8 protein-coding genes are annotated in these 13,808 nt (G+C 39.5%); all 8 read right to left on the bottom strand.

Going from position 1 to position 13,808, the window contains the following annotated elements:
- Window positions 1-4 precede the first annotated feature (4 nt).
- The 8 genes from ACUNWD_RS02295 to ACUNWD_RS02260 all read right to left on the bottom strand — a co-directional run bounded on the left by ACUNWD_RS02295 (window position 5) and on the right by ACUNWD_RS02260 (window position 13,560).
- Window positions 5-577: a glucose-6-phosphate isomerase family protein gene (locus ACUNWD_RS02295; RefSeq protein ID WP_445586142.1), complete on the bottom strand. Its 573-nt coding sequence runs from the start codon at window positions 575-577 to the stop codon at window positions 5-7.
- Window positions 574-2,802 (bottom strand): sugar-binding domain-containing protein, encoded by a 2,229-nt coding sequence (locus tag ACUNWD_RS02290; RefSeq protein WP_445586141.1) that lies wholly within the window; start codon window positions 2,800-2,802, stop codon window positions 574-576. The genes ACUNWD_RS02295 and ACUNWD_RS02290 overlap by 4 nt, the downstream gene beginning before the upstream one ends.
- 19 nt (window positions 2,803-2,821) lie before the next feature.
- On the bottom strand, window positions 2,822-5,107 hold the full coding sequence (locus tag ACUNWD_RS02285) for a glycoside hydrolase family 3 N-terminal domain-containing protein (protein WP_445586140.1): 2,286 nt from the start codon (window positions 5,105-5,107) through the stop codon (window positions 2,822-2,824).
- 64 nt (window positions 5,108-5,171) lie between these two features.
- Window positions 5,172-6,701 (bottom strand): sulfatase family protein, encoded by a 1,530-nt coding sequence (locus ACUNWD_RS02280; RefSeq protein WP_445586139.1) that lies wholly within the window; start codon window positions 6,699-6,701, stop codon window positions 5,172-5,174.
- Between the two features lie 268 nt (window positions 6,702-6,969).
- Entirely contained in the window at window positions 6,970-8,442 is a 1,473-nt protein-coding gene (locus ACUNWD_RS02275; RefSeq protein WP_445586138.1) for a RagB/SusD family nutrient uptake outer membrane protein, read from the bottom strand.
- A gap of 22 nt (window positions 8,443-8,464) precedes the next feature.
- Window positions 8,465-11,731, bottom strand: a complete 3,267-nt coding sequence (locus tag ACUNWD_RS02270) for a SusC/RagA family TonB-linked outer membrane protein (RefSeq protein ID WP_445586137.1) — start codon at window positions 11,729-11,731, stop codon at window positions 8,465-8,467.
- 175 nt (window positions 11,732-11,906) lie between these two features.
- A complete protein-coding gene (locus ACUNWD_RS02265; RefSeq protein ID WP_445586136.1) occupies window positions 11,907-12,875 on the bottom strand; it encodes a FecR family protein in 969 nt (322 codons plus the stop codon).
- Between the two features lie 106 nt (window positions 12,876-12,981).
- Entirely contained in the window at window positions 12,982-13,560 is a 579-nt protein-coding gene (locus ACUNWD_RS02260) for an RNA polymerase sigma-70 factor (RefSeq protein WP_445586135.1), read from the bottom strand.
- Window positions 13,561-13,808: the final 248 nt, after the last annotated feature.

The raw sequence follows: 13,808 nt of genomic DNA, 5'->3' as shown, positions 1-13,808 counted from the left end.
AATTTTAAAATGTTTCGATTAGAACTGGCTCTCCATCTTGTTCCACAAGTCTTCCAGAAAATCCATTGATTGCGATCTCCTCGTAATTGTGTCCAGCATCTGACGGCCAGCAAGCACCAACAATCAGATTTTTTTCTCCCGTGTTTGCTAGTCGATGGGCAATATGTCCGCCAATGTAATGTAGACTGCCAGGATATACCTCTTCAGCCCAAACGCGTCGATTGTGATCCATTAGGATCAGTGCTCCCCGCCCCTGGATTCCCCAATAAAATTCGGCGCGATCCAATTCGGAGTGAAAATGGCCTTTAGTCATGAAATATTCATTCCCAACTTTGCCAGGATAGATTGTTGAAACACCGAAAAATAATCCCCCCGGGGTCTTCTCTGGAACTGGCATCCAAGCCTGCACAGTGTAAGCCAGTTGTTCTTGATCGATCTCTTTAAACGCCTGTTCATTTTTAAAAATTCCTGAAATATCCTGAAGTCTCCGAACCTGATTTATAATAGGTTCACCTGTCATCTCGTAGTCTTCCAGATTCAAATACACTGGAGACTTCTGCATTCTCATTTTTTTCATTTCAGTTCTGTATTTAGTTTATAGTAATTGTATTTGTCAGCCTGCCCAACCTTTATAAACCTCCTACTTATAACTGGCTGTCCGTTTTCAGAGGTAAATTCGGCTACTAAAACATAACCTCCTGCCTCTTTGGGCAAATTGATAGAAACAGGGAAATCAGTTCGTTGAAAGGATTCCAGTTTAACTTGAAAGTTTTGATTTATGGCAGTTTCCCCATGCTCATTTAAAAATTTAACTTTTACCGTCCCATTAATTGGCATTGTGAAATTGTTGATTCCCGTGAGATTAAAAAGCAATGTAGAGCCAGGCACATGAGGCTCAACAATATGCATGTATCGTTCATCTGTGAGGTTGATGAACGTTGCTGCTGGGGCAAATGCATGTTGCAACCATGCGAGAGTTTCTGTTGGTCTTAGCTCTTTAATATTTCCCTCAAACCAGTCTCCTGTATAACCATAATTATTCGTTAGATAGGAGAAGGCAAGCACCCCGGCTAAAGCAGGTTCACTGCGAAGCCATTCGGTTTCCAACTGCATCCAGTAAGCCTGAAATTCCCAGTTTTGAGTGGGTGTTGAGTTTTCCCCCAGGTAATACTCGAATGTTTCAACAGTTAATTTGCTGGGGATTCCGTTTCGCCACAACCAGATCCAACCATATTCATTTACAAGCTGGGCTGAACCAGACTGTTGTATTTCCACTAAAGACTCTGGCTTGAAATCTAGATTTCCAAGCGGATAGACATTTCTATTTGCGCCAGGCTGAATCCAGGAAATGACCCCCTGATAAGGATGAGGCTCATCCATTTCGTCATTCTGCATTTGTTCTGCGGTCATGTACCCTGAGTCCCAAACCCGTGTATTGTCCATTTTTTTTAACTCCGGAATCAGCGTATTCCCAATATAATCGTCCCAATTTTCATTAATCGCATCCCAAATTGCAATACTCGGATGACAACCATCAGTCCAGACCCAATCGGTATATTCTTTTCGAATTTGATCATCCCATCCATGATTTTGCCAGTACAACCACTCGTTTTGAAATAACAAACCATTTTCATCAGCAATGTCGTACCAAAAGTCAGGAACAATACCAACACAGATGCGCATCATGTTCCAATTCAGTTGTTTCGGATAATCCACCAACAATTTTCTAACCCATTCCCTATCCCAAACAAGATTGCTACAATCAGGATCTTCGAAAAAGCGTTGCAGGGTAATATTGGTTCCGCGAAGGATAATCTTTTCATCATTCAAATAGAAAAATTTTCCTTTGCGTGTAAAATCACGCATGCCAAATTGCTTGCTTATTTCATCGGAAATATCACCGTTGCTCGTTAATGTTACTTTAGCCTTATACAAAAAAGGATTGTCGACACTCCAGTTTGTAAATTCATCCATAGGAATATCGATAACCGCTTCACTAAGATTATCTCGCTTTGTATTAACTCTAATTTCCTTATTAGCAACTATTTTACCTGACAGCTTTTCAGCAATTGAAATGCTTAAATTTATCGAGTCACTCATCGCATCGCCATAAAAAATCTGGGCTGGTTTAAAATTGCGGATTTGTGCCTTTATGGTGATATTTCTATTCTTTACTGATGGTAGAGCCAATAAGCGATTCACCCGCACATTTCCGGTGAATGAAAGCTCAACATCATCCCATATTCCGGGTAAATAATGCTCTTTTTCCTTATCAGTACCGCCAGCAGCTTCAGATGGAAGCCAAACACGATCGCCCACCTTAATTAGGATTTCATTCTCAGAACCAAATTTAATTGCTCTGGAAATCGGAAACTCTATTGGCGTGTAACAACTCATTGATGTTCCCATATCCATCCCATTGATGTACACCTGTGTTACATATTGACTCTTTTTAATAGTGATAATACCGTTTTTTCCTTCCAACTCTGCAGGGATAAAAACTGTTTTTCGATACCAACTGTATCGTGGAGTGTAGTCAATATTGTAGAGATTGTGTTGCTCCTTGGCTTCAACGCTTTCTTCCCGTTTGAAAAATTTATCGTATTCTTCAATCTTCGGTGTTGCCAAATGAACCAATCCGGGAACAGGAATTGTACGTGTAAACTTCTTAGGAGGAAAAGAATTTATAGTTTGATCAAATTGCCAGGTGCCATTCAAGCTGATTACCGCGCGCTCCCCATCAGTAGCAGCATTTACCAATAAAGACAGACTAACAAAAAGAAAACAAAGTAATTTTTTCATGGATAAATGATTTTGATATTTACTTCAACTCAAATTTTTGCTTCAACCCGCTAATCTCTACTTCAAATTCACCTGGCTCGGCCACCCATTTCATATCCCGGTTCACAAAAGCCAAATCAGTAGAAGCTACACTAAAAGTGACGGTCTTTTTTTCTCCCGGAGCAAGTTCAACTTTATCGAATCCACGAAGTCGTTTTACTGCAGGAGTAATACTTGCATACAAATCGCTGATATAAAGCTGAACAACTTCTTTCCCTTTTACTTTGCCGGTATTTGTTACTTCAACCGAAACCTTTAGAGTTCCGTTTGCAGCTAAAGTTTGCTGGTCAAGTGTGAGGTTGCTGTAACTGAAATGGGTATAACTTAAGCCATGTCCGAATGGATACTGAGGATTGTAACTTGTGTTTGAAGTTAGCGGATTTGCTGTATTTTCAGCATGTTTATGATCGTAAGCCGTTAAATCATTTGAATTTATCGGATAGGTGTATGGCAGTTTCCCCGACGGATTTGTGTCGCCAAAAAGAATATCAGCAATGGCCAATCCACCCTCATTACCAGGAATGTATGCCTGTAAGATTGCGTTCATCTGATCGGCAAATTTACTGATCACGCGAGGACGACCTTCGGTTAATACCAGAATGACCGGTTTGCCGGTTGCTGCAAGTTTTTTCGCAAACTCAATCTGTACATCAGGCAGCGAAAGATCATTTATATTACCCTGTTGCTCGGTATACGAAAGTTCGCCCAGGCACAATACAATACAATCACCCGATTTTGCCAATCGCAGAGCCTTGTTTTCATCCGACTTTGAATCGTATTTGACACCTTCTGCATAAAACACATTCTCATCACCAACCTTTGCCTGAACAGCTTCCAGAATTGTTAGTTTATCCGCTGCATATTTGTCGGTTTCCTCTCCTTGCCATGTGTAAGACCAGCCTCCATTTAGACAACGCATTGAATTGGCTGCAAAACCCGTAACCAGAATCTTTGCTGACTTTTGCAGTGGGAGAACATTCGCTTCATTCTTTAATAAAGTAATCGACTCTCCCGCTGTTTCCAAACTTGCCAAACGAAATTCTTCTGAACCAAATTTAGGATACTCATTAAATGGGAAAACAGGATTTTCGAAAAGACCAAGCTCAAACTTTACACGAAGAATACGGCTTACTGCTTCATCAATTCTGGCTTCCGACACTTCGCCTTCATTCACCAGTTCGATCAAATAATTGCAAAAAGAAAAATCAAAAGGAATCATGCTCATATCAACACCTGCATTTACTGCTATTTTTACTGCTTCTTTATCTGTTGCAGCAATGTGATGGTGAGAATGCAATAATTTGATATCTCCCCAATCAGATATGGCAAAACCTTTAAAGTCCAACTCTCCGCGCAATACATCTGTCAAGAGTTGATGGTTGGCATGTACCGGTGTTCCATTCACTTCTGCCGAATTGATCATTAAAGTATGAGCTCCTTCGTTTACAGCATCGGCAAAAGTTGGCAGAAAGTATTCACGCAAAAAGTTTTCCGGTATCCATGCCGGGGTGCGATCCTTTCCCGAAAGCGGAAAACTGTAACCAATAAAATGCTTCATGCAAGAAGCAACTCTGTATTTATCGCCAATATTATTGCCTTCGTAGCCCCGAATAATGGCTTTCCCCATTTGACGGGCCAGATAAACATCTTCGCCAAATGTTTCATAAAAACGAGGCCACACCGCATTGCGTCCAATGTCGAGAACAGGTGAGAAATCCCATGGTATACCGGAAGCCCGAGTTTCATAAGCAGTAACCTCGCCCCCCTTTTCTACCAACTGGGGATTCCAGGTTGCAGCCATACCAATCTGCTGCGGAAACAGCGTTGATCCTTCGGTATAGGTAGTGCCGTGAATCGCATCGATTCCGTAAATTACCGGAATCTTATTTTTCGTTTGCTCACTCACCATTTTCTGGATGGCTCCGATTATTTCATGCCAATGTTCGCGAGTATGACAATGATTACCAGCGTCTAAAATAGAGCCTACATGATAATCAATAATTGCTTTTTGCAATTTAGAGGTATCTATCTGATGCGGTTCAGCAATTCCATTTTCATCCGTTACCGAAATTAGCTCGATTGAAACCTGCGCCATCTGCCCAACCTTTTCTTCTAACGACATTTGGCTTAAAAGCACATCTATTTTCCGGTCAATCTCCTTGTTTTCTTTTGTTACAGCGGGTGCTGAGTCGTCAACCTTATTGAAACTGTAAAAAACTGCTACAAAACCAACCAGCAGCATATTAATAAAAAACCGTAAAGTCATAATTTTGAAATATTTTATTGGATATAATTGAAGTTAAAGCTGGATCTCAACTTTCGTAAACAATTTATTTTTGGGAAGCATACTTTTCCTTGTATAGAATCCGGTAATCGACCGTCCGGTCGTTTTTCAAAACCGGGCCCAGTGTGGATCGTCCATCGTTAATCTGTTTCTTCAGCAGGCGTTCCAGCCTGCAAACAATATCTGGATATTGAGCGCATAAGTCTGTTTTTTCTTCAACGTCGTTACGCATATTGTACAATTCTTTTCTCAGGAGACTCCCATCTTCCGGTGGGAATACAATCAGTTTCCAGTCGCCAGCCCTGATTGCAAATCGCCCCCGAACATCATGATGAACAATATTTTTTCGCAGAACTTTGCTGTGATTTCCTTTTAAGGCCGGTAGAATTGAAACGGCATCGGGAGCACCAGTTTCGGGTATTTTAAATCCAATCATTTCGGCAACCGTTGGATAGATATCGTTTAAGCATACCAATTGATCGCTTACCCCTTTTTTTACCATTGCCGGATAACGCACAATGAATGGAACCCGGTGCCCCCCCTCATAAATTGAACCTTTACTCTCCCGATAAGGCCCACTGCCAATGTGCCCAGCTTTTTCCAGCTCATTACCATAAGCGTGATCATCGTGACCATTGTCGGCAGCAAAAACAACTAAGGTATTTTTGGCAATTCCAGCATTTTCAAGTTCATCCAGAATTTGCCCAACTGACCAATCGGTTTCCATGATAAAATCTGCCATTTGGTGAATGCCGCTTTTTCCCAGAAAATCTCCAGATGGAGCAATTGGAACATGTGGTGAAGTCATGGAAAAATATATGAAGAAAGGCTTTTCATTTTCTGCCTGTTGCTGAATATACTGGCATGCCTTCTTCGTTAAATCCGGTAGAATTTCGTCAAATTTCCAATCCGGTGCCATTTCGCCTGGAGGCAGGAAAGGCAATATCTCTTCATCAATATCATAACCAATTCGCGGCCCATCTGGCACCCAAGGAGCAATTGTATCCTGCAAAAAACTGGTTGGCTGAATCGCGATATAATCGTTTTCAATATAGGTGTAAGGAGGCAGGTTTGGAACATCCGTGCCAAAATAATAGTCAAAGCCATGACTTACCGGTCCCCCACCCAACTTTGCTTTATAATCCCAGGAATCGTCAGCATTCTGCTTCCAGTCAAATCCCAAATGCCATTTGCCAATAGCTGCTGTTTGGTAACCGCACTCCTTCAAAATTTCGGGCATTGTAAGCATATCGGGAGCAATTAAAGGTTTGTCATAATCGAGCAGCACGTGATATTGCAGTTTAGTTCGCCAGGCGTATCTGCCTGTTAATAATGAGTAACGAGTCGGAGTGCACACTGCAGATGCGCTGTGCGCATCGCTGAACACGAGTCCCTCATTTGCCAGCTTATCAAGATTTGGTGTTTTTATTTTACATCCCGGATAAAGTGCTTTAATATCACCAACACCCATATCATCGGCAAGAATGACAATAATGTTTGGTTTGCTGTTCTCCGTTGATTTACCAAACGAAAAAATGCTTTGTATTACAAAAACAAGCAGTAGTAAATTCTTCATAAGATCAAGTTCTTTCAATGAATAAACTTTATATACACATCGCCAAAAAGATTGTCTTCAGCCGGAACATTATGGCTGGCCGTATTAAAAAATGGGCAAAGAGTCACTTGCAAACTGCTATCTTGCAGCTTCTTAGAAGGCAATACGAATTAAATCACATGGGTATAAACTCAGCGGGAATCAATTGGTTATACAGGAGCTGATCATCAAGATCAGAAGTGAATCACAGCTCCTGTCATCCTTTTTTTAGATGTACCTTTTGTAATATTTAGTTCAGGTTTGGATTCAGCAGTAAATCATGCTCCGGTATTGGGAATAGATATTGCGCTTCTGAAATACTAACGTTGAAAGGCTGATTATCTGACGGATCTCTTCCTGAATATACTTCAGGAACAATATCCAGACGAACAATATCAAACCAACGAACAGTTTCGGCACACAACTCCCATGCACGCTCGTTCACAGCCGCATCAACAAATTCAGCTGCCGACAATCCTGAATAATTTTCAAGCCCAGCTCTTTGCCTGATTTCGTTGATACAATCGTAAGCTAACGCGTCAGGTCCCCCAGAACGGGCTTTTGCTTCGGCATAAGTCAGTATGGTTTGTGTGTATCGTAATAATGGTAACGGAAGAGACGAATTATAGGAATAAAAATTAGCTACATTCTCGTTTTTCATTAACTTTTTATAGTAGGGTCTCTTATATTGTAGCTCCTGCCATGTCAAAGTAACACCAGTCTGTGTAGTGAAACTTGTGGCAAAAGTTGCCTCTTTTCTTGGTCCCTCTGGAAAATCGTTATAAAACGTCAATTCAGAAAATACACCATCCCATCCACCTATTTCACCTGGATATGAGAAAAATCCGTAAGTGGTGTTCATCGTATTACCAGCGGTTTTATTACATGGAATAACAAATTCATGCTCTTGATTAATGCTTGATTTTGTTTCATCATTTTCATAAAGCTCGTCGAAAGTACTTACCAAACCAAAACCGTACGTTTCCTTATTATCGATAACTTCTTTTGCTTTAGCGGCAGCCATCGCATATTTCGATTCATCTTTCAACGGCCACCCTGCCTCATGGAGGTATACTTCAGCAAGTAATGCTTTTGCCGATCCAACATTTGGACGTCCATCTTCACGTTTTGTATCTGCCAACATTGCTTCAGCTTGCTCAAGATCTGATTCAATTTGCTGATAAATTTCAGCAACAGATGCTTTTTCGATTTCAAACATATCAGCTGAAAAATCAGCAGTTAAAACCAATGGTAACTCACCATGACAACGAACTAGCCAGAAATAACTAAACGCTCTTAGAAAATATGCTTCACCTGCAATAATCTGAATTGTATTTTCGTCGCCTTTTGTATTCTCATAAGCTAAAATTACATTATTTGCTCCCTGAATGGCTTTATAACATCCTAGAAAAACAGGCGAAGCACTAGCGTTCGTTGATTTTACGCCCAAACGGTCAAATTCCTGTGCCTGACCGGTTCCTGGAAGGGTGGTTATATCGTCGCCACCGAGACTCATTTCTGTCGACCATCCAGTAGTAAATCCATAGTACCACGTATTAGAAAGTCCCCGATAAGCGCCAGTCAAAGCAGATTCAAGTCCCACCTGAGATGTTAAAATGGCATCACCTAAAACCTGTCCTTTCATGTCTTCTTCTAAAAAGTCTGAACATCCACTAAACAGCATGGACGCGGAAAGAAGAAATATATATATTGTCTTTTTCATATCTTTTAATTTTTAGATTCGGTTAAAAATTGAAATCAACTCCCAGAGTAAAGGTCCGTGAATTAGGGTAAGAACCGTAATCGACACTTTGATTAATGTCTGAACCATCTCCACCAACATTGCTCGATTCAGGATCAATTCCTTTGTATTTTGTGAATGTTAGCAAATTTGAACCACTCACATACACCTTCATATTCGTTGCATTTTTAAGCTTAAAATTATATGCAACACTCAGGTTCTTCAATCTCATAAAACCTCCATTTTCAAGACAAATGCTTGATTGTGGTTCAATTAAGCTAGACTCACTAAATGCAGGCAGGTAGGCGTCTTCGTTTACTCCAGGAATATAACGGTCGCGTATTTCTGACAGCGTCGCTTGACGAGCGTCGCGGGCTCCCATTAGGTGTACCGCGCGGGTATAGTTTTGCTTATCGAAACCAAACACTCCCTGGAAAAACATGTTAATCACGAACTTCTTAATATTAATGGTATTATTCCAACCCAATGTAGTAGCAGGCAGTCCGTTGCCAATTATCTGGTAATCACTCCCATCAATTACATTGTCACCATTTAGGTCCTGATAACGTGCATCTCCAGGCACCTGACCAAATTTTGCTGCTTCGGCACTTTCGTTTGCCCCCCAAGGACCAAGGTATTTCAATCCCCAGAACGAACCGAGTGGCTGACCAACTGCATATATAAATTCAGGCTGACCATTAAATCCAATCAAATCAGGCTGAGAAAAAATACGTGTTTCATCACCCAGACTTACCACCTCATTTTTCACATGCGAGATGTTAAAATCACTGTTCCACGAAATATCCTCTTTCGAAATAATTTTGCCTCCGAGACTAAAGTCCCAACCAGTATTCCTTATTTTACCAACATTGGATGTCATACTGCCACCACCTGAATAGAAAGGAACCGACTTATTTAACAACAGATCACGGGTATCTTTTATAAAATAGTCAAACTCCATCGTTAACCTGCCATCAAAAAACTTAGCTTCTAATCCTAAGTCCTTTTGTTCGGTTGTCTCCCATTTTAGCATATTATTTCCGGGGTCACCAATCTGTATTCCGCTTGTTTGATCACCTGTTGCAAATGCATAATAAATGTCGGTGTTATACGTGGACCAGGTGGAATAAGGGTCAATCGCCTGGCTTCCTGTTAATCCCCAACTTAAGCGGAGTTTAAGACTACTGAAAGCGTTCAAATCAGAAATAAATGATTCTCTTCCCATATTCCATGCCAGGGCCGCTGAAGGGAATGTACTATACTTGTGCCCTTCTGCAAATTTTGAAGAACCGTCATGCCTCACCGATACAGAAAGCAGGTATTTATCCATCAACGAATAATTGATACGCCCAAGGTAGGATAAAAGTGTCCACTTTGTGAATCCTGAACCAATATTATAGGATTCTGACTGAGCCAGGTTATCGTACTTCAAATCAGGAAATTTCAACATCGCTCCCGCAGCCATAGAATAATTGTATCTATATTCCTGCGATTCAAAAACAGCAACAGCATTTATCCTATGTTTTTCATTAAACTCTTTCGCATAGCTTATCTGACTGGTTGTTTGAAAATTGATTGATTTCCCACTTGTTATGGAAGCAATTGGGTTATAATTTGTCGCGTAGTTACCTCCAAAAGTTTTTAAGGTTCTGAACGACAAATCAGCACCTGCCTGAAAATCAACAGACAATCCATCTACCAATTCATAATTAATACCTCCAACCAGATTTGCAAATGTTTTTTCATTTCGGTTCTCTGTATCGTAAATAATTGCCAGCGGATTGGTTTTTATTGAACCGACCGGATCGCTCAGGGTATAACCACCTTCTCCATCATAAGGATTTGTTGTTGGAGCCCATGCCAAAGTCTGAACAATTGGATTACCTTCTCCACCAGTACGAGACTGAGTATTTAATCCAACAGTTGAAGCTCCATTCATCGTAAATCTGAACGACAATTTCTCGTTATACTGAGAAGCTATGTTTGTGCGAAAGTTGATTTGGTTATAGTCAGAATTGTTGACAATTCCTTTTTGATCAACATAGTTTGCAGAAATCCGGTATTGTGTTTTTTCGGTTCCACCAGAAACACTCAGCTGATGTTGATTTGAAATTGCTTCACTGAAAATTTCATCCTGGTAGTCGTATCCACCGTTTTGTTGATATTCGCTAAGCTGTGCCTGGCTAAAATATGGATCCAGACCAAGTGCCAGGTTCTTCTCATTTACTGTCTCTGCGAATTCAGCAGCTGACATTTTATCGTATTTTTTTACGACCGATGAAAGTGAAACGCTCCCCTGATAATCAACAGATACTTTTCCGTCTTTATTACCGTTTTTAGTGGTAATAAGGATAACACCATTTGCTCCCCGACTACCATAAATAGCTGTTGACGCAGCATCTTTTAATACCTCCATTGACTTAATATCATTGGGATTGATCATGTTAAAATCAACTCCAACAAATCCATCAACAACAAACAACGGACTATTATCACCTAAAACAGAGTTGGCACCACGAATACGAATTCGCACATCACCTCCGGGAGCACCTGCAGTATTTGAAATCTGGACACCTGAAGCTCTACCCTGCAAAGCCTGATCCACCCTGGTTACATTCTGCTCTTTAAAATCATCGCTATTTACAGATGTTAGAGAACCGGTTAAGTCTGATTTTTTTACTGAACCATAACCAATTGCAACGACCTCTTCCAATCCAATGGTTTCTTCAGCCAAAACAGCATCAATTGTACTTCTGCCGGAAACAGGAACCTCAATGCTTTTCATCCCTACGAATGAAAACACAAGAATTGCATCCCCGGGAACATCTGTTAACGTATAATTACCATCCATATCGGTAATGGTTCCTTGTGTGGTTCCCTTCACAACTACTGTTACACCAGGAAGTGACAAACCGTTAGAATCATTAACTATTCCTGAAATAGTCAGATTTTGCTGAACAACCCTAATCTTTGCAGGAGTAATTATGATATGCCTTTCTCTAATTTCCAGATCGACTTCTCCTTTTCCAAATAACTTATTCAATATTTCATTTATCGGTTCATTTTGAACGACAATATCTACTTTTTTATAGACATCAATTAATCCATTATCGTAAAGGAAGTAGAAATTACTCTGCTCCTCCATTTGAGAAAGTACATCTTTTATCGTTACATTTTTCATTTCCAGAGTAAACCGTGCGGATTGTGAGTAGCTATTTTCCGCTAGTAACTGGAACGTACTAATAAAAACAAGAAATAAAGTAAGTCGCATAATCCTAAAAATTTTTCTATGCTCGGGAAAACCCGAACACAATAAGTTCGCTTTTTTTTTCATAAATTTGAATGTTTAAATTACTGAAATTTAATCTGCTCTTTTTGGGCAATTTGGAAGGAAGTGTTGACGCACTTCCTTTCTTTTCCCAGTGATTTTAAATTTTCATTGGCTGTTATTCGTTATTGGATATTATTAATATTTCTCTACTGGTTTTATCCTGATTAGCAGGAATTAGCTTAATTGATATTGGAGAAGCTAATTCCAACATGGTCACAATTTGACGAAGTGATTCATTTTCGAATGTCGTTGAAATTCTATTATTCATTATTTCCGGATCAGCTATTTTTACTTCAATCCCAAACCAACGTTCCAAACGTTTTGCTACATCTGAGAGAGGAGAATCGTCAAAAATTAATTTCCCCTCGTGCCAGCCAATAAACTTATTTATATCTTCGGCTGCAAGTTCTGTTTGATAGGTAGCCTTGTTAACCACAGCCCGCTCTCCAGGCTTCATAATAACTTCACCACCAACTTTTTGATCGATTGAGTTCAATCTCACCTTTCCTTCCTCCAAAACAACTTCTACAACTGTGTCTTCGGGAAATGCTTTATAGTTGAATCGGGTTCCCAATACGGTTACGCTTACATTTTCCGACTCCACTTCAAAGGGTTTATGCTCATCTTTTTGTACGTCAAAAAATGCTTCCCCAATAAGTTTTACATTTCTGGTTTTACGATCAAATGGGATACGATAACTAATGGTACTTTCTGCATTTAACCACACTTTTGATCCATCTGGCAATACTATTTCAGAGCGAATCCCCAAGGGGTTGGAGATTTTTTGCATTGCAAATTGATCTGTACCAAATTCATTTTTCATTTTATAAAAAAACAAGATGGATGCAATTAGAACAGGAACAAAAAGAATTGCCGCAACCCGACTAAGGATATTGATATAACGAAGATTACCTTTGCTTTCTTGAATTTGCTTTTTTACCAGCGCAAATGCTTTCCCTGAATCAACTTTGTCAATGTTATGAACAATGACTTCTGCTTCTGTGATTTGTGCTTCAACATCTTGTTCCTTCCTTTTTTGAAGAAATTCTGCGTATTGCTGCGTATTATGTCGGATTTTTGTCATTCTTTGAATTTTTCAGTTTTTCCTGAATTTGTATTAAATACGATTGAATGAACAAATGCACGTACGCAATTTGAAAAAAAATGAATAAAATTTAGATTTTGGGTTTTTAAAGCCCTAAAAGGAATAATAATCCAACGTAGTCTTTCAGTTCAACACGAAGGATTTTTAAGGCTTTGCTGATCTGCGTTTCTACAGTTCGCTTTGAAATATTTAATTCTTCAGCAATTTCTTCATTTTTGAGGCCACGAATACGACTCATCATAAAAATATCGCGGCATTTTTCCGGAAGGAGATCAATCCCTTGCTTCAGTTTTTCCTGAAGTTCAGAGTGCACATACAAATCAATATCATACGCAAAATGATTTTTTGATAATTCCTTCATTTCATCGATGTATTTTTGTTCAATTTTTCGATGTTTCAAAAAATCAAGACTTCCGTTTTTTATCGATGAAAAAAAGTAATTTTTAAGTGATTCTCTTGGGATCAATTGCGTGTGTTTTTCCCAGAAACGCACAAAAAAGCTCTGAACAATCTCTTCAGCATCTTCCGTATCGAGGGTAAATTGCGAGGCATATATCACAAGTCCCGGGTAATAAAAATGGAATAATAACTCAAAAGCAGTTTGGTCTCCACTTTTGAGACGAACAATTAGGTCCTTCTCCAATATGCCTCCAATGGTTTGCATGACTGCAAATTTAAAAATATTGTCCTTTAGTCACATATATATTAAAAAGAATATAATTCTGGTTGTATACTTCCTAATTAAATTATTCGGTTGAACTTCGGACATGAGTGAATTTCGTTGGAAAACAGGATGAAAAAGTGAAATTTAGTTTTATCTATTCTTATCATTAAATGTCATTCAATATAATTTCATCATCTTCATCATAAATGGCATTGGATAAGCTAATATATATAGTAGGTTTGAAACTC

It is taken from the genome of Sunxiuqinia sp. A32 (assembly GCF_052690465.1).
The sequence above is the reverse complement of the archived record's forward strand: the minus strand, read 5'-3'. Positions and strand labels throughout refer to the sequence as shown.